Genomic DNA, 16878 nt, shown 5'->3' on the forward strand with positions numbered 1-16878 from the left:
AACGGCCACCAGTAAATGAACGGTGTTCACGGAACGGTGTTCATAAAAATCTCGATGTTCGAAGCGGAGCGCATCATGGACGGCAAGGTGGCGTTGTTCGGAGCCTCGGGAGTCATCGGGCAGAGCGTGGCCAACGCGCTGAAGGCGCAGGGGAGGGCCTATCGGGTGGTGGGCCGCTCGAAGGCCTCCCTGCAGGCCGAGTTCGGCTCAGACCCGCTCGCGGAAATCGTGACGTGGAACCCCGAGGACCCGGCGTCGGTCCGCGCGGCCGCCCACGGTGTCGACACCCTCGTCTACATGGTCGGCGTCAACTACTGGCAGTTCCACCTGCACCCGGTGCTGATGCGCAAGACGCTCGACGGAGCCATCGCCGAGGGCGTCAAGCAGGTGGTCCTCATCGGCACCGTCTACCCCTACGGCCTGCCGCGCACGACGCCCGTGAAGGACGACCACCCGCGCGAGCCCAACAGCTTCAAGGGCCGCATGCGCAAGGAGCAGGAAGACCTCCTCCTGGCCGAACACGCCGCCGGCACGATTCGCGGCACCATCCTTCGCCTCCCCGACTTCTACGGCCCCGGCGTCGAGCTCAGCTTCCTGTACCGCGCCTTCGTCGCCGCCGTGGACGGCAAGCGCGCGCAGCTCATCGGCCCCATCGACTCGCCGCACGAGTTCATCTACGTGCCCGACGTGGGCCCCGTGGTGACGAAGCTGATGGACGAGCCTCGCGCCTATGGCCGCTCCTGGAACCTCGCCGGCGCGGGCGTGACGAGCCAGCGCAAGCTCGTCGAGGAAACCTACCGACAGGTCGGCCGCCCCACGAAGGTCATGACGATGGGGAAGGGGATGATTCGCCTCGTCGGCCTCTTCGACCCGTTCATGCGCGAGCTGGTGGAGATGCACTACCTGCACACCCAGCCCGTGCTGATGGACGACTCGGAGCTGCGCCACCTGCTCGGCGACGTGCCCAAGACGCCCTACGCCGAGGGCATCCGCCAGACGCTCGCCGCGCTGAAGCAACGGCGCGCGGCCGCCGCCGTCAGTCCAGCCCCCGCAGCCACAGGTCGTCCTCGTCCAACCCCATGAGGTGACCGACCTCGTGCATCACCGTGATTCCAATCTGCTCGATGAGCTCCGCGCGCGTCTTCGCGAAGCGCTCCAGGTTCTTCTGGTACAGCACGATGGACGCCGGGAAGTGGTCATACGCGTTCGTCACGCTGCGCTCGCCCACGGGCGTTCCCCGGAAGACGCCGAGGATGCTCGGAGACAGGGGAGGGGACTGCCCCAGGAGGTCCTCCTCCGACGGCAGGTCCTCCACCGCGATGGTGACGTTGTCCAGGTACTGCTTGGCATGCTGGGGCAGGGCCTTCACCGCGTCCTCCACGGCGCGGTCGAACTCCGCCTCGGCCAGCTCCACGGGGGGCGGGAACTCCTCGGACGCCAGTGACTGCGCCTTGGCGAAGCGCTTCCTGGCCTCCTTCTCGTCCCCCCGCCGCTCCGCCATCAGCCCCAGGTAGTGGTGCGCCCACGCCTCGTCGGACGCGTCCTTCAGCACCGCCTCGAAGCCCGTGCGCGCGTCGTCGAAGCGGCACAACTCGAACAAGGCGATGCCCCGCTCCAGCCGCGCGTCCACCGAGCGCGGCACGTGCCCCAGCGCCGCGTCCAGGCTCAGCAGGGCCTGCTCGGACTCACCCATCTGGTTGAGCCCCATGCCCTCCAGGAGGAGGAACTCGTAGAGCATCTCCACGTCGTCCTCGCGCTGGGCCAGGCGCTTGCCCCGCGCGCACAGGCCCAGGCCTTCCTCCACCGCTTCCCGGTCCTCGCCGGCCCGGCAGACCAGGCAGTCCGCGGCGCCCAGGAGGATTTCCAGGTCCTCGGGGGCGACCTTGAGGGCCTGGCCATAGGCGCGGCCCGCCTCCTCCAGCCGTCCCAGCTCCGCGAGCGCCGCGGCCCGGTAGTGCAGGGCCTCCGGCAGCTCCGGCGCGTCCGAAAGCAGACCTTCCACCTGTGCCAGCGCCGCCTCGATGTCACCCGACTCGAAGGCGTCCGACACCGCCTCCAGCCGCGCCGTCGGGTCCCCCGACCCCGATCGCTTCCCGGTCCGCTTCTCCATGGCCCGGCTCATAAGAAGCCCCGCTGTGCGTTGTCAACGACGGGGGCGGCTGTTACGTTCCGCCGCCCGTGCTGGTGCGGCGTTCCGTCCCGTGAACATCCTTGTCGTCGACGATGATCTCGAGCTGTGCACCTTGCTCTCTCGCTTCCTGGAGATGCATGGGTACACGGTGTACTCGGCGTCGGATGCGCTCCAGGCGCTCGACATCCTCGAGCGCAACCAGGTGGGCATGGTCATCACCGACTTCATCATGCCCCACATGGACGGCATCACCTTCACCGAGCAGCTGAAGGCCGACCCGCGCTTCCAGGCCATCCCCGTGCTCCTGATGACGGCCAGCACGGACGGGAACATCACCGAGCGCGGCCTGCGCAAGGGCGTGGCCCTCACGCTGAACAAGCCCCTGGACATGGGCCAGCTGCTCACCTTGATGCGCTTCGCCGAGTAGCCCCCGAAAAGGCTCCTCCCCGGCACGCGTCGGGCCGTCCGCTCGCCCACACGTCCGCCCTTCCTGGTTGACATCGTTGGGCTGACCCTTATGTTGGCGCTCGCCAGGGTCGAGTGCTAACGACCTGCGTAGTATCCACGAAAATTCCAAGTAACATCAGGAGGTTGCGATGGCAGCGAAGGAGATTTTCTTCCACCAGTCCGCGCGTGAGGCCATCCTGCGAGGCGTCCGGACGTTGTCGGACGCGGTCGCGGTGACGTTGGGTCCCAAGGGCCGCAACGTGGTCATCGAGAAGAGCTTTGGTTCGCCCACGGTCACCAAGGACGGCGTCACCGTCGCCAAGGAGATCGACCTCGAGAACCGGTTCGAGAACATGGGCGCGCAGATGGTGAAGGAGGTCGCGTCCAAGACCTCCGACAAGGCGGGCGACGGCACCACGACGGCGACGGTGCTGGCCCGGTCCATCTACGAGGAGGGCCTGAAGCTGGTGGCCGCGGGCCACAGCCCGATGGACCTCAAGCGCGGCATCGACAAGGCGGTGGAGGTGGTGGTGGCGGAGCTGAAGAAGCTCTCCAAGCCGACCTCCGACAAGAAGGAGATTGCCCAGGTTGGAACCATCTCCGCGAACGGGGATGAGACCATCGGCACCATCATCGCGGACGCGATGGAGAAGGTGGGCAAGGAGGGCGTCATCACCGTCGAGGAGGCCAAGGGCCTGGAGACGACGCTCGAAGTGGTCGAGGGCATGCAGTTCGACCGCGGCTACATCTCTCCGTACTTCGTGACGAACCGTGACCGGATGGAGGTCGTCGCCGAGGACCCGTACATCCTCATCAGCGAGAAGAAGATCTCCTCGATGCAGGACATGGTCCCCATCCTGGAGCAGGTCGCGCGCTCCGGTAAGCCCCTGCTGCTCATCGCCGACGACATCGAGGGCGAGGCGCTGGCCACGCTCGTGGTGAACAAGATTCGCGGCGTGCTGAACGTCTCCGCGGTGAAGGCGCCGGGCTTCGGCGACCGTCGCAAGGAGATGCTCAAGGACATCGCCACGCTGACCGGCGGCATGGTGGTCAGCGAGGAGCTGGGTCACAAGTACGAGAACCTGACCCTGAACGACCTGGGCCGCGCCAAGCGCATCACGGTGGACAAGGACAACACCACCATCGTCGATGGCAACGGCAAGAAGGAGGAGATCGAGGGCCGCATCAAGCTGATCCGCGGCCAGATCGACACCGTCACCAGCGATTACGATCGCGAGAAGCTCCAGGAGCGTCTGGCGAAGCTGGTGGGCGGCGTGGCCGTCATCAACGTCGGCGCGGCCACCGAGACGGAGATGAAGGAGAAGAAGGCCCGCGTGGAGGACGCGCTGCACGCGACTCGCGCGGCCGTCGAGGAGGGCATCGTCCCGGGCGGCGGTGTCGCCTACCTGCGCACGCTGCCGGCGCTCGAGCAGCTCAAGCCGGGCGGCGAGCAGAACTTCGGCGTGGATATCATCCGTCGCGCGCTCCAGGAGCCGCTGCGGAAGATCGCCAGCAACGCGGGCGTCGAGGGCGCCGTGGTCATCAACAAGGTTCGCGAGGGCAAGGGCGCGTTCGGCTACAACGCGCGCACGGACACCTACGAGGACCTGGAGAAGGCCGGCGTCATCGACCCGACCAAGGTGGAGCGCACCGCGCTGCAGAACGCGGCCTCCGTCGCTTCGCTGCTCCTGACCACCGAGGCCATGGTCGCCGAGCGCCAGAAGGGCAAGTCCAAGGGCGGCAGCGGCGGTGGTAGCGGCGGCGGCATGCCGGACTACGGCGGCGACGACATGGAGTACTGAGCCACGCTCCGCGTCCCGGGCCTCACGGCCTGGGGTGTGGTGGGTGAGCTGGCCTCGGCCCCGGATGCCTCTTTCGAGGCGCCGGGGCCGTTGTCTTTCGTAGGGAATGGAACTTCAGGGAACGCGGCCGACGGCGCCCCCGGTGCCGCTCTCCTGGGATGTGAAGAGCAGGGTGTCGCCGTCAGCGATGAGTCCACCCGGGCCGGTTCCCTCGGGGCCGACCGCGTCGGAGGTGCCGGGAGGACAGCCCCGGGTCCGGCGCAGGAAGGCGGAGGAGCGGGGCACGGCGTCCTTGAAGTAGACGGCGCCGTTCAGCTCCACCGGGAACAGCGGTCCTTGCAGGCCCTCGGCGAGCACGCGGGCCTCGCCGCCAGCGCGGGGCAACTTGAGCAGCCGGCCCGTGCCTCCGCCGCCCTCGGTGATGAGGAAGTGCGTGGGCGTGAGCTCCAGCGAGGTGCCCGTGGTGATGCTCGCATCCACGCGCTGGGCCGGCGTGTCCAGGTCCAGGGGGACGCGGTAGAGGCCTGGCTCGGTGCCTCCCGTGACGAGGAACCACACGTCGGTGCCGTCGATGCGCGCGCCACGGACCTGGGTGTCGACGGTGCCCTCGAAGAGCACCAGGGACGAGGGTGTGGCACCGGTCGTGTCGACTCGGACGAGGCGCCGGGCCCCTGTCGCCACGACGAGGACGTCCTTTCCGGACAAGCGTCCGATGCGGATATCGGTGCCTCCCGTGATGACGCTGTTCAACGAGGCCTCGATGGGGACGGGCCCTCGCTCGCCCGTGGCCTTGTCCACGCGCCACAGTCCGCCCTGGTCCAGCACGTAGACGTTCTTCGCGTCCACCGCGATGGCGTCCGGGGAACGGAAGCCCTTGGCGACGGAGCTCACCGCGCCATCCGCGCGAGACAGCCGCAGCACCTGACCATCGCCGTCGTCGGCCTGGGGCCGCAGCGAGTGCGACTCGGAGATGTAGATGTCCGTCGCGTCCACGGCGAGTCGGCGGGGGTTGTTCAGCCCGGGCACGAGCAGGGACTCCCGCACCGACGGAGGTGGCTCGCAGCTTCCCGCGTCCTCCTCACCGGGCCCCGCGTCGGCGCCCGTGCCGCCGTCATCACCCGAGCCGCCGTCGCCAGGGTCCACGCCTCCGTCTGGCTGCGTCCCCGCGTCCGAGCCCGAGTCCTCCGGGCCGCTCGCGTCCGGTTCGCCCTGCACCGGGGGCTTGTTTGAGGAACACGCCACACCCAGCAGCAGGACGGACAGGAGCGCAAGCCTCATGGGACGCCTTTCTTGAACGCGCGGCTCAGCTCACGGCTCAGCGCCGTGGTGTCGGACAGCAGCTTGGGCAGACAGGCCGAGGCCCCCGCGCGCAGCGACTCCAGCGCGGTCTCCATGGTGAGGTGCTCGGCCAGCACCACGAAGGGCGCTCCCTGGGCCATGGCCTTGCCCAGCTCCAGCGCCTTGCGCCCATAGGCCGGCGCGAAGTCCCAGGACACCACCACGCCCGCGGGCGGCTCCAGCGCGATGAGCTCCGAGGTGGGCAGCACGCGGGCTTCCAGGCCAATCAACTCCAGCGCCTCGGCGATTTGGGCGGCGGTGGCGGGGTTGTCCTCCAGCACGTCCACGCGCTTCACCTGGGCCGCCGCGCCGGGCTGCGTGGGCGGCGCCGCCAGCGTGGAGCGCAAGAGCGTGCGCACCTCGCGAATGTCGTCGAAGGGCTTGAGCAGGTAGTCCACCACGCCCAGCTCCAGCGCCTGCTGCGTCGTCACCAGCGACGGATAGCCCGTCATCAGGATGACCCGAGACGTGGCGGACAGCCGGCGCGCCTGCTGTGCCAGCTCCAGCCCGGACAGGCCCGGCAGGTTCTTGTCCGTGACGATGAGGTCCACGGGCGCCTCGCGCAGCAGGTCCAACGCCTCCTCGCCGCTCGCCGCCTCGATGACCTCGCACTCCTTGCCCATCAAGTCGCGGAACACCATGCGGATGATGGTCTCGTCATCCACCACCAGCAGGCGCTTGCGCGGCCCGGGTGCCGTCTCCGAGGCGGGGAATTGCACGCGGAACACCGTGGCCGGCGCCGGCACGTCCCGCAGCGCGCCCTGCGGCGCGAGGTCGATGCGCGCATGGTGCTCCTCGGCGATTCGTCGACACACGGCGAGCCCCAGTCCCGTGCCGCGTTTGCTCGCGGTGACGTACGGCTCGAAGATGCGCTCGCGCAGCTCGTCGGGGATGCCCGGGCCCCAGTCCGCCACGTACAGCACGGGCGCAGAGCCCTCGCGCGTGAGCACCACCTTCACCCGTCCACGCCCCGACATGGCGTCGCGCGCGTTGTTGAGCAGGTTCAGCGTGAGCTGCTCGATGAGGCGCGAGTTTCCCTGGACGGAGATGTCCTCCGGGGCCTCCACCTCCAGCGAGATTCGCGCCGAGTCGGGGTTGACGCTGAAGAGCTTCGCGGCGGCCCAGATGGGCGCCGCCAGGGACAGTCGCTGCTGCGGCGCATGTCGCTCGCTGGCGAGCCGGATGAAGTCGGAGACGATCTGCTCCATCCGCTCCACCTGGGACATCAAGAGGCGCAGGGGGCCGGAGGGGCCGCCGTCCTCGGCAAGCAGCTGTGCATAGGCCTTCACGCCGAGCAGGGGCTGGCGCAGCTCGTGGAGCACCTCCGCGGCGAGCTGGGTGGCGTGGAGGCCGGAGCGCTGGAGCGCCGCCGCGGCCGTGCGCGCGGCTGGCAGGTCCCCCGCGTCCAGGGCCTGGAGCAGTTGGGCGAGCGGCGCGGGAATCTCCATGTCGGGAAGCATGACGGAGGCGGCCCATCCCACGCAACGCGCCTGGAGGGAATCCGTTGACCGGCCCGCCGGGGACGCGGATGCTCCCCGCGTTCTTCCCGCGTCGCCCAGCCTGCTGGACGCCGTCGCCCGGCCTCGGAGGGCCTCTCATGCCGCAGACCGACCCGTTCCACTCCCTCGTGCCTCGGAAGATGACCGACGCCGAGCTGGCCCGCTCCATCCGGCTCAACATCGAGGCGGAGCTGGATGCCATCAACCTCTACGCCGCCCACATCGACGCCACCGACAACGAGGAGGCCAAGGCCGTCCTCCGGCACGTCATGGACGAGGAGCGTGAGCACGCCGCCCTCTTCTGGCAGCTCATCGCCCGGTTGGACCCCGAGCAGGCCCAGCACGCCCAGGAGGCGGTGGAGAAGTTCAAGCTCATCATTTCCGGTGCCCCGCATGAGTCGGTGGAGGCCGTGGGCAAGGAGGGCGCCAGCGCCGAGGCGCCGGAGCCCAGCATCGTCAAGCGCCTCACCGTCGGCAGCATGCGGCCCTGAGCTAGGTGCCGGTGCTTCCCTGGCGACGTTCGGCTGGGGGGGCTTCCAGGTCCTGCGCGGCCATGTAGACGACGTTCCGGGTGCCGCGCTTGCCGCGGTACATGGCCCGGTCCGACAAATCCAGCAGCGTGGCCTTGTCTCGCGTGTGCTCGGGGAAGCTCGCCACGCCGATGCAGGTGGTGAGCTTGAGCGACAGCCCCTCGCGCGCCAGGAACCGATGCGTCTCCATGGTGCGGCGGATGCGCTCGGCGACCTTGAGGGCCCCGCCCGAGTCGGTGTTGCGCAGCATCACCACGTACTCGTCGCCGCCGTAGCGCGCCACGACGTCGTGGTCTCTCACGCAGCCCTTCACCACGCGCGCCGTCTCCACGAGCAGCTTCGAGCCGACGAGGTGGCCGTGGTTGTCGTTGATGGACTTGAAGTGGTCCAGGTCCAGGAACAGCAGGCTGAAGGGGCGGTGCGTCTGGGGCGCGTCCTGGAACTCCCGGTCCAACATCAGGTGCAGGTAGCGCGTGTTGAACAGGCGCGTCAGGTCGTCGATGTACGCCAGGTCCTCGACGGCCGCGAAGCGCCCCAGGTTGCGCAGCGCCAGCGCCCAGTTGCGCACCAGGTAGCTGGCGGCCTCGGAGGCGCTGCCCTCGCTGTCGCGGGCGTCCGCGTAGAAGAGCACCGCGTGCCCCAGCACCGCGTCGCCCTCGACGGCGGGGAAGGTGAGGACTCGCTGGAAGGGGACGTCCGGCACCTCGAGCTCGCGAGGGGAGCGCGCTTCCAGGAGCTGCTCGCGCAGCCAGGCGACCACCGTCTCCTCGGCGCCGGTGGGCAGCCCGCGCGTGCCCTGCGTGCGCAGGCCCACCGCGGCGTCGCGCTCCAGCAGGACGATGGCGTTGGCGGAGCCCATGGACTCGAGCGCGCCGGTGGTGGCGGTGGCCAGCTTCTCCCGGTCCAGCGTCGTGGCCAGTCGCTGCCCGGCCTCCAGCAGCGCGACATGTCGGCGCAGGGAGGCGTTCTCCCGCATCAGGTCGCGGGTGGTGAGCGCGCGGCGCACGGCGTGCTGCAGGGCTTCTGGCGCCACGGGCTTGACCAGGTACTCCGCGGCGCCGCTCTTGATGGCGCGCACGGCGGGGTCCACCTTGTCGAGGCCGGTGATGACGACGACCTCCACGCCCGGGTGTCGCTCCCGCACGTGCCGGAGGACCTCCATGCCGTCGCCACCGGGGAGGATGAGGTCCGTCACCACCGCGTCGAAGCGGTCCGCGGCGAGCGCCTGTCGGGCCTCGTGGAGCGTGGCCACCGCCGTGACGGTGTGCCCCACGGCCGTGAGGTAGTCGCCGTAGAGGGTGCGGGCGATCTTTTCGTCGTCGACGAGGAGGATGCGCGCCATCTCCCGCATGGCTTAGCACCATCCATCGGAACGCTGCTAGGGTCGCTCCCGTGTCGCCCTTCGAAAGCGGTCGCCGACTCTGCTTGCTCGTCGAAGCCGGGGAGACCCGTTATGCCGTGGAAGCCACATCCGTCATGGAAGTGGCGATGCCTGGCTCCCATGGAAGCAACCTGCGAGGCGTGCTCGAGGTGAAGGATCTGGCGGCGCTGCTCGGCGGCGCGCCGGAGCCGGACGTGGGCATGGTGGTGGTGCTCGACGTGAGTCCCACGCTCGCGGTGCGGGTCCGCTCGGTGGTGGAGGTCGCGGATGTCGCGCGCGCGCCGTTCTTCCTGTTGCCTTCGGGCCTGGCGGACTCGCTGGCGCCGCTGAGCCGGGGCGCGGTGCTCCACAAGGAGCGGCTGTACCTGGAGCTCATCGCGGAGGCGCTGCCGCATCGGGTGGGGCCTCGGGCCACGCCTGCTCCCCCGCGCCCCGTGCACTGGGCCGAGTCCGTGCCCGAGCGGGCGCTCGTCTTCGAGTCACAGGGGCGCCTGTTCGGCGTCCCCCTGGCCTTCGTGTCCCAGGTGGTGGAGCGGGGTGAGTCCTTCAGCGTCCTGCCCGTGCAGAGCGGACCGGTGGCCGGTATCTTTCCGCATGCCCAGGTCCTGTGGCCCATCTGTTCGGTTCCCGCTTTGCTGGGGGCTCCCCCCGCGCCCGAGCCATTCTTTCTCCTGGCGGAACTGGCGGGGCGTAACGTAGGGCTGACGGCCACGCGAGTGCTGGGTGTCCTGCAGCGCTTCGAGCCGGACGACACCGCGGGAAGCTTCCGCGTCCCTGGATTGCCGGAGCCAGTGCTGTTCCTTGACCTGCAGCGCATGTTTTCTTGATCGTCCCGGAGCGCAAACCGTAAGCTGCCGGGCTTGATACCGTGCCGTGAAGAAGGTTTTCTCGGCCGGATTTCTCAACGAATTCAGGGGGGTCGACGCCCCCGAGGCCCGATACCGATGCCCAAGAATCTGCTGGTCGCCGATGACTCGCTCACCATTCGCAAGGTGATCGGCATGATCTTCGCGACCGAGGACTTTCAGGTGACCGCGGTGGACAACGGGCTGGACGCCATCTCGCGCGTGCGCGAGATGCGCCCGGACGTCGTCCTCGCCGATGTGACGATGCCGGGCAAGAGCGGCTACGAGGTCTGCGAGGCGCTGAAGAACGACCCCGCCACCCAGGGCATCCCGGTGATGCTGCTGGCGGGCACCTTCGAGGCCTTCGACGAGAACCGGGCTCGCGCCGCCCGCGCGGACGACCACGTCACCAAGCCCTTCGAGAGCCAGATTCTGCTCGACAAGGTGAAGGCGCTGGTCGGCCAGAAGTCCAACACGCTGCCGGCCTCCATCGCCACGCAGGTGATTCGTCCTTCCGCCACGCCCGCCGCTCCGGTGGCGCCGCAGCCCGCGCCCGTCGCGGCGCCGGTGGGTGCCCGTCCTGGCATGCCGCCGGGGCCGGGTGCGCGTCCTCCCGGGCCGGGCATGCCGCCGGGGCCTGGTATGGCGCCGCGTCCTCCGGGGCCTGGCATGCCGCCGGGGCCGGGCATGGCGCAGCGTCCTCCGGGTCCTGGCATGCCGCCGGGGCCGGGTGCGCGTCCTCCCGGGCCTGGAATGCCGCCGGGGCCGGGTGCGCGTCCTCCTGGGCCTGGAATGCCGCCGGGACCGGGTGCGCGTCCTCCTGGGCCGGGCATGCCGCCGGGCGCCGTCGCGCGTCCGGGTGTGCCGCCTCCGCCGGGTGCTCCCGCGCCGGGCATGCCTCCTCGTCCGGGCATGCCGCCGGGCCCTGGGGCTCCGGGCATGGTGGCCCGTCCTGGCGCTCCGGGGCCGGGGATGCCGGGGGGGCTGCCGCGTCCTCCGGGCGCCACGCCGCTTCCTCCCATCCAGGGGGGCGCGCCGCAGCCGGCGGCCCGCGCGAGGGATCCGTTCGGGCTGGGCGCTCCCGCCGCTCCGGCTCCCGTGGCCGCGCAGCCCGCCATCAGCATCGAGGACTCGCTGCCCGACACGAGCGGCGCGGAGGAGATCTCGCTCGACATGGGTGGGCCCGTGGCTCCGGCCGCTCCGGCGCAGCGGGGGCCTCCGGTCGCCCGTCCCGCGGCGGATGGGGGCGAGGCCCTGCTGCGCGAGGCGCTGTCCAAGGCTTCCCGTGAGGTCATCGAGAAGATTGCCTGGGAGGTCGTACCGCAGCTCGCGGAGACGATCATCCGCCAGGAGCTCGAGCGGCTGATCAAGGACCGAGAGACGCAGCACTGAGGCGAGTTTCTCGCCGCAAACCTCCTGACTTCCCCGCCGGCCCCCTCAGGGGGCTGGCCGTCTTCAATGACCGATACGACCGAACTGTCCAAGGCCTACGAGCCCACCGAGGTCGAGGCTCGCCTCTATGCCTTCTGGCTCGAGCGCGACTACTTCCGCGCCGCGGCGACGTCCGACAAGCCCGCCTTCTCCATCGTCCTGCCCCCGCCCAACGTCACGGGCAGCCTGCACATCGGTCACGCGCTGACCGCGACCATCCAGGACATCCTCACGCGCTGGAAGCGGATGAGCGGCTTCAATGCGCTCTGGCTCCCCGGCACGGACCACGCCGGCATCGCCACGCAGATGGTGGTGGAGAAGGAGCTGAAGAAGACCGAGGGCAAGAGCCGTCACGACATCGGTCGCGAGGCGTTCCTCAAGCGCGTCTGGGAGTGGAAGGGCAAGTACGGCGCCCGCATCGGCGAACAGCACCGCTTCCTGGGGGCGTCGCTGGACTGGAGCCGCGAGCGCTTCACCATGGACGAGCCGTCGTCCGCCGCGGTCCGCGAGGTCTTCGTCCGGCTGTACGAAGAGGGCCTGATGTACCGGGCCCAGAAGCTCATCAACTGGTGTCCCTCGTGCCGCACGGCGCTGAGCGACCTGGAGGTCGAGCACGAGGAGAAGAACGGCTCCATCTGGCACATCCGCTATCCCATCAAGGGCAGCGACCGCACGCTCACCGTGGCGACGACGCGCCCGGAGACGATGCTGGGCGACACGGCGGTGGCCATCCATCCCGAGGACGAGCGCTACGTGGGGCTGGCCGGCCAGCTCGTCGTCCTGCCGCTGACGGGGCGCGAGATTCCCATCGTCGCGGACGCGGAGCTGGTGGACCCGAAGTTCGGCACCGGCGTGGTGAAGGTGACGCCCGCGCACGACTTCAACGACTACCAGACGGGCCTGCGTCACAAGCTGCCGATGGTGTCCATCCTGGACGAAGCGGCGCGGATGACGAAGGACACCGGCAAGTACGCCGGGATGGACCGCTTCGAGGCGCGCAAGGCGGTGCTGGCGGACCTGCAGGAGCAGGGGCTGCTCGAGAAGGAAGAGCCGCACAAGCTGTCCATCGGCGCCTGTCAGCGTTGCACCACCGTGGTGGAGCCGCGCCTGTCGCCGCAGTGGTTCATCAAGATCGAGCCGCTGGCGCGTCCCGCGATTGAAGCGGTGGAGCAGGGCCGCACGAAGTTCGTCCCCGAGGCGTGGACGAACACGTACTTCCACTGGATGCGCAACATCCACGACTGGTGCGTCAGCCGCCAGCTGTGGTGGGGCCACCAGATTCCCGCGTACTACTGCACGTCGTGCAGCCCCCGGCAGGGTGACGACACGGACCTGCCGCTGGATGCCCCGACGGTGAAGGTGGGCGGCGTGGACTTCGCTCGCGCGGAGCCCATCGTCGCGCGCACGATGCCGGAGTCCTGCCCCAAGTGTGGCGGCAAGAGCTTCGTCCAGGACTCGGACGTGCTGGACACCTGGTTCTCGTCCGCGCTCTGGCCGTTCTCCACGCTGGGCTGGCCTCGCGACACCGCGGAGCTGAAGACCTTCTACCCGACGTCCGTCATGGAGACGGGCCACGACATCATCTTCTTCTGGGTCGCCAGGATGATGATGATGGGCCTGCACTTCATGGGCGACGTGCCCTTCCGCACCGTCTACCTGCACGCGATGGTGCGCGACGAGAAGGGCGAGAAGATGTCGAAGGTCAAGGGGAACGTCATCGACCCCTTGGACGTCATCCTCGGCGCCAAGCCCGAGCAGCTCAACGCGACGCTGAAGAACAAGTTCCCGCAGGGCATGCCCGCGTTCGGCGCGGATGCGCTGCGCTTCACGCTCGCCTCGCTCACCCAGCAGGGCCGCGACATCAAGCTGTCGATGGACCGGCTCGCCGGCTACAAGGCGTTCTGCAACAAGCTGTGGAACGCCAGCCGCTTCGCCCTGATGAACATGGGTGGGTACCAGTACGACGGCCGTTCGCCGAAGGAGCTGCCGCTCACGCTGGCGGACCGGTGGATTCTCTCGCGGCTGCAGCGCGCGACGTCGGAGGCCAGCGCGTCGCTGGAGGTCTACGGCTTCGCGGAGGCCGCCTCCACGCTGTACCAGTTCCTCTGGGCGGAGCTCTGCGACTGGTACATCGAGCTGGCCAAGGGCTCGCTCTATGGCGAGGACCCGGCGGCGAAGGACACCACGCGCGCGGTGCTCGTCTACGCGTTGGATCGCGTGCTGCGGTTGATCCACCCGTTCATGCCCTTCATCACCGAGGAGATCTGGCAGAAGCTGCCGATGACCCGGCCGACGGAGAGCATCATGATTGCCCCGTACCCGACGCCGGACACGGCGCTGGTGGACGAGGCGGCCGAGTCGGAGATGGCGCCGGTCATCGCGGCCATCGAGGGACTGCGCACCATCCGAGGCGAGAGCAACCTGTCTCCGGCCACCAAGGTGAAGGCGGTGGTGCAGAGCCCGGACGCTCGCACGCGCGAGCTGCTGGAGCGCTGGCGCGGCTACCTGTTGCCCCTGGCGGGCCTGTCAGACGTGCAGGTGGGTCCTCCGGGCCCGAAGCCGCCCCAGGCGGCGGCCTTCATGGCGACGAATCTGGAGATCTACGTGCCGTTGGCGGGGCTCGTCGACCTGGACGCGGAGCGGGACCGGCTGCGCAAGGAGATGGCCCGCTCGGAGCAGGAGGCGGCCAGCATCCTGCGCAAGTTGGAGAATCCCAACTTCGTGGCCAAGGCGCCGCCCGACGTGGTGGAGAAGGACCGCGCTCGCGTGCAGGAGTTGAAGGAGCGCAAGGCCAAGCTCGAAGATCACCTGCAGCGGATCGCCCCGGAGCCGTCCATGCCTGAGAATCTGCCGACCGAGAGCAGCAGCACGTCCACCGAGGAGAGTGCCTCCCCCTCCCAGCCAGCCCAGGTGAAGGTCGCCCCGTCGAAGGAAGACAAGGGCGGCGTGGACCTGGGCCAGGAACTGAAGGGTGAGATGGGGGATGAGGGCCGCGTGCCCGAGGAGGACCCCCAGGTGCAGGACGCGCTGGCGAAGCTGCGCGAGGGGACGAAGGAAGGCCTGTCTCCCACGGACCACCATGATCTGGGCGTCGCGTACATGAGCATGGGGCTCGTGGACGACGCGATGCGCGAGTTCGGCAAGGCGAAGGAGGGCGGCGACTCCCGCGAGGCTCCGGCCAAGGGCACGGCGTCCAAGCTCGCGCGCACGGGTGGCAAGAAGGCGAAGCCCCAGGCTGTTGCCGCCTCCGAGGCCACCGAAGCTCCCGCGAAGCCGGCGGCCGTGAAGGCCCCGAAGGCTTCGAGCGAGAAGCCGACCGTGGCTACGGCCGCCCCGGCGAAGGCAGCGGCGAAGAAGGCCCCCGCCAAGGCCTCGAGCACCCCGGCTCCCGCCAAGAAGGCTCCGGAGAAGAAGGCTCCCGCGAAGGCCGCGAGCACCAAGGCTTCGGTGAAGAAGGCCTCCGCGAAGGCCGCGAGCACCAAGGCTCCCGCGAAGAAGGGGGCTGCCGCGAAGGCGGCGGGTGGTAAGGCCTCCTCGAAGAAGGCCGCTGCGGTGAAGAAGGCCGCTGCGGTGAAGAAGGCCGCGGGTGGCAAGGCTTCGGCGAAGAAGGGCGCGGTGAAGAAGGCCGCGGGTGGCAAGGCTTCGGCGAAGAAGGGCGCGGCGAAGAAGGCCGCGGCTGGCAAGGCTTCCTCGAAGAAGAGCGCGGCGAAGAAGGCTCCCGTGAAGAAGGCGGCGGCCAAGAAGGCGGGCGGAAGAGTTCCCGCGAAGAAGTCCTCCGCGAAGAAGGCGGCGGCCAAGAAGGTCACCCGGGCGAAGCCCTCGGCACGGGCCAAGGCCCGGCGGTAGCAGGAGGAGACGTGCAGCAGGATTACCTCGATCGGCTCATCGACCTCGCCCTTGACGAAGACCTGGGGGCGGCGGGAGACGTCACCTCGCAGGCCCTCATTCCGCCTGACGCGGAGGGCAGTGCCGAGCTGGTCGCCAAAGAGCAGTTGGTGCTCGCGGGGCTGGAGGCCTTCACGCGCGTCTTCCACAAGGTCGACCCGGACGTCGAGGTGGAGCTGCTCCGCCAGGACAGCCAGGAGATCAAACCCAAGGTCGTGGCCGCCCGGTGTCACGGGCGGCTGCGCTCGCTGCTCGCCGCCGAGCGAACCGCGCTCAACCTCGTCCAGCGCGCCGCCGGCATCGCCACCCTGGCTCAGCAGGCGATGACGTCGGTGCGCGGCTCGAAGATGCAGGTGCTGGACACGCGCAAGACGCCCCCTGGCATGCGCGTGCTGGCCAAGGACGCCGTCCGCATGGGCGGCGCCACCAACCACCGCTTCGGTCTCTTCGATGGCGTGCTCATCAAGGACAACCACATCGCGGCCGTCGGTGGTTCCATCTCCGAGGCGCTCCGGCTCGCCAAGGCGAACGGTCCTCGCCTGTGCAAAATCGAGATTGAGGTCACCAACCTCAAGCAGCTCGCCGAGGCACTCGAGCACGGCGCCGATGTGGTGATGCTCGACAACATGGACGACGCGCAGATTCGCGAGGCCGTGAAGCTGGCGGCCGGGCGTGTTCCGCTCGAGGTGTCCGGTGGCGTCACCCTGGACCGGCTGCCGCGCCTGGCGAAGATGGGCGTGGACTTCGTTTCCATGGGGGCGCTGACGCACTCGGCGCGGGCCATGGACCTGTCGTTGGAAATCACCGCCGCGAAGAAGACGCGCCGTCCGCGCGCCGCCCCTTCGCAGGGCTGAGCCCCACTCACTCCGGGCCCTTGCTCCGCTGAGCGAGGGCCTGGGCCTTGAGCCCCTCCATGTCAGGCGTGAAGCGGCGCTCGGGCACCAGCCTGGGCCGGTGGACGCGGTCCATCCGGAACATGCGCGCCGCTGACTTCTCCACGTCGCGTGCCAGCACGTACCAGACCGGGGACTCGACGAGCAGCCCGTGTGGCTCCACACAGCGGCGGCTCTTCTTCCCGTGGCGGTCCTCGTAGTCGAAGGCGAGGCACACCTGCTCGCGGAACGCCTGCTCGAAGATGGCGAGCAGCTCCTCGGGAGGTGCTCCCAGCTCCGAGAGCACGCGGGCTGTCGCGGGGCGGCCGACCACCACGCGCTGGCAGAGCTCGCGCATGCTCCGGGAGCGCTCCCTCGGCACGCTGGCGAAGAGCTTGTCGAGCCCCGAGCGCGCCGCGCTCCCCCACGGCAACGCGCTCCCCGTCGACGACAGGCTCGCGGCCAGCCATAGCGCGACGACCTCCTCGACGCCGAGGTGGACGGCGGTGACACCCCTGTCTCGCTCCAGGCGAACGCCGCCTCCCGGCCCGGTGTCACTTGCGATGGGCAGGCCCTGCTCCCGCAGGGTGGCGAGGTCCCTGTGGATGGTGCGCGGACTCACCCCCAGTGCGGCGGAAATCTCCGCGACGGTGGTGGCCTCCCGGCCCCGGAGAAAGTCGACCAGACGCATGACTCGGCTGACGCGTGCCATTTGCT

13 protein-coding genes are annotated in these 16878 nt (G+C 69.5%); 8 read left to right on the forward strand and 5 right to left on the reverse strand.

Annotated features, from left to right (window positions below; all coding sequences use genetic code 11):
* Nucleotides 1-54 precede the first annotated feature (54 nt).
* Nucleotides 55-1083 carry an NAD-dependent epimerase/dehydratase family protein gene (locus HUA75_RS08950; protein WP_254627465.1) on the forward strand — a complete coding sequence of 343 codons (1029 nt, stop codon included), beginning with the start codon at nucleotides 55-57 and terminating at the stop codon, nucleotides 1081-1083.
* On the opposite strand, the gene HUA75_RS08955 is transcribed toward HUA75_RS08950, so the two are convergent.
* Nucleotides 1037-2110, reverse strand: coding sequence for a metallopeptidase family protein (locus HUA75_RS08955; protein ID WP_174486124.1), 1074 nt, complete (start codon nucleotides 2108-2110; stop codon nucleotides 1037-1039). The genes HUA75_RS08950 and HUA75_RS08955 overlap by 47 nt on opposite strands.
* A gap of 91 nt (nucleotides 2111-2201) precedes the next feature.
* Between HUA75_RS08955 and HUA75_RS08960 the strand changes: the two genes are divergently transcribed.
* Both HUA75_RS08960 and groL read left to right on the forward strand, forming a co-directional pair.
* The gene (locus HUA75_RS08960; protein ID WP_174455618.1) at nucleotides 2202-2558 is read left to right on the forward strand and encodes a response regulator; all 357 of its coding nucleotides are present in this window, start codon (nucleotides 2202-2204) and stop codon (nucleotides 2556-2558) included.
* Between the two features lie 169 nt (nucleotides 2559-2727).
* The gene (gene groL, locus HUA75_RS08965; RefSeq protein WP_141645753.1) at nucleotides 2728-4380 is read left to right on the forward strand and encodes a chaperonin GroEL; all 1653 of its coding nucleotides are present in this window, start codon (nucleotides 2728-2730) and stop codon (nucleotides 4378-4380) included.
* Nucleotides 4381-4494: 114 nt separating this feature from the next.
* On the opposite strand, the gene sinM is transcribed toward groL, so the two are convergent.
* Together sinM and sinK are read right to left on the reverse strand one after the other, a co-directional pair.
* Complete coding sequence (gene sinM, locus HUA75_RS08970) at nucleotides 4495-5658, reverse strand: signal integration modulator SinM (RefSeq protein WP_174486125.1); 1164 nt, start codon at nucleotides 5656-5658, stop codon at nucleotides 4495-4497.
* Nucleotides 5655-7166: a hybrid histidine protein kinase/response regulator SinK gene (gene sinK / locus HUA75_RS08975; protein ID WP_174455878.1), complete on the reverse strand. Its 1512-nt coding sequence runs from the start codon at nucleotides 7164-7166 to the stop codon at nucleotides 5655-5657. Before sinK ends, sinM begins: the two co-directional genes overlap by 4 nt.
* A gap of 149 nt (nucleotides 7167-7315) precedes the next feature.
* Here sinK and HUA75_RS08980 point away from each other — a divergent pair, with 149 nt between their 5' ends.
* On the forward strand, nucleotides 7316-7708 hold the full coding sequence (locus HUA75_RS08980) for a demethoxyubiquinone hydroxylase family protein (protein ID WP_141645756.1): 393 nt from the start codon (nucleotides 7316-7318) through the stop codon (nucleotides 7706-7708).
* A 1-nt stretch (nucleotide 7709) separates the two neighbouring features.
* Here HUA75_RS08980 and HUA75_RS08985 read toward each other — a convergent pair whose 3' ends face one another.
* The gene (locus HUA75_RS08985; RefSeq protein ID WP_141645769.1) at nucleotides 7710-9089 is read right to left on the reverse strand and encodes a diguanylate cyclase; all 1380 of its coding nucleotides are present in this window, start codon (nucleotides 9087-9089) and stop codon (nucleotides 7710-7712) included.
* Between the two features lie 50 nt (nucleotides 9090-9139).
* On the opposite strand from HUA75_RS08985, the gene HUA75_RS08990 reads away from it, so the two are divergent.
* The 4 genes from HUA75_RS08990 to nadC all read left to right on the forward strand — a co-directional run bounded on the left by HUA75_RS08990 (nucleotide 9140) and on the right by nadC (nucleotide 16143).
* Complete coding sequence (locus tag HUA75_RS08990; protein ID WP_141645757.1) at nucleotides 9140-9955, forward strand: chemotaxis protein CheW; 816 nt, start codon at nucleotides 9140-9142, stop codon at nucleotides 9953-9955.
* Between the two features lie 117 nt (nucleotides 9956-10072).
* A complete protein-coding gene (locus tag HUA75_RS08995) occupies nucleotides 10073-11365 on the forward strand; it encodes a PleD family two-component system response regulator (protein ID WP_174477718.1) in 1293 nt (430 codons plus the stop codon).
* 66 nt (nucleotides 11366-11431) lie between these two features.
* Nucleotides 11432-15250, forward strand: coding sequence for a valine--tRNA ligase (locus HUA75_RS09000; protein WP_174486126.1), 3819 nt, complete (start codon nucleotides 11432-11434; stop codon nucleotides 15248-15250).
* An 11-nt stretch (nucleotides 15251-15261) separates the two neighbouring features.
* Nucleotides 15262-16143, forward strand: a complete 882-nt coding sequence (gene nadC / locus HUA75_RS09005) for a carboxylating nicotinate-nucleotide diphosphorylase (RefSeq protein ID WP_174455614.1) — start codon at nucleotides 15262-15264, stop codon at nucleotides 16141-16143.
* Between the two features lie 7 nt (nucleotides 16144-16150).
* Here nadC and HUA75_RS09010 read toward each other — a convergent pair whose 3' ends face one another.
* Nucleotides 16151-16852, reverse strand: a complete 702-nt coding sequence (locus HUA75_RS09010) for a YafY family protein (RefSeq protein ID WP_254627466.1) — start codon at nucleotides 16850-16852, stop codon at nucleotides 16151-16153.
* Between the last annotated feature and the right edge of the window lie 26 nt (nucleotides 16853-16878).

The sequence above is a fragment of the Myxococcus sp. CA040A genome (genome assembly GCF_013336725.1).
GTDB classification, from domain to species: Bacteria; Myxococcota; Myxococcia; order Myxococcales; family Myxococcaceae; genus Myxococcus; species Myxococcus llanfairpwllgwyngyllgogerychwyrndrobwllllantysiliogogogochensis.

Excerpts from the sequence above, each read along its gene's own strand:
- HUA75_RS08950 (WP_254627465.1), top strand. The coding sequence starts at position 55 with ATGTTCGAAGCGGAGCGCATCATGGACGGCAAGGTGGCGTTGTTCGGA.
- HUA75_RS08955 (WP_174486124.1), bottom strand. The coding sequence starts at position 2,110 with ATGGAGAAGCGGACCGGGAAGCGATCGGGGTCGGGGGACCCGACGGCG.
- groL (WP_141645753.1), top strand. The coding sequence starts at position 2,728 with ATGGCAGCGAAGGAGATTTTCTTCCACCAGTCCGCGCGTGAGGCCATC.
- sinM (WP_174486125.1), bottom strand. The coding sequence starts at position 5,658 with ATGAGGCTTGCGCTCCTGTCCGTCCTGCTGCTGGGTGTGGCGTGTTCC.
- sinK (WP_174455878.1), bottom strand. The coding sequence starts at position 7,166 with ATGGAGATTCCCGCGCCGCTCGCCCAACTGCTCCAGGCCCTGGACGCG.
- HUA75_RS08980 (WP_141645756.1), top strand. The coding sequence starts at position 7,316 with ATGCCGCAGACCGACCCGTTCCACTCCCTCGTGCCTCGGAAGATGACC.
- HUA75_RS08985 (WP_141645769.1), bottom strand. The coding sequence starts at position 9,089 with ATGGCGCGCATCCTCCTCGTCGACGACGAAAAGATCGCCCGCACCCTC.
- HUA75_RS08995 (WP_174477718.1), top strand. The coding sequence starts at position 10,073 with ATGCCCAAGAATCTGCTGGTCGCCGATGACTCGCTCACCATTCGCAAG.
- HUA75_RS09000 (WP_174486126.1), top strand. The coding sequence starts at position 11,432 with ATGACCGATACGACCGAACTGTCCAAGGCCTACGAGCCCACCGAGGTC.
- HUA75_RS09010 (WP_254627466.1), bottom strand. The coding sequence starts at position 16,852 with ATGCGTCTGGTCGACTTTCTCCGGGGCCGGGAGGCCACCACCGTCGCG.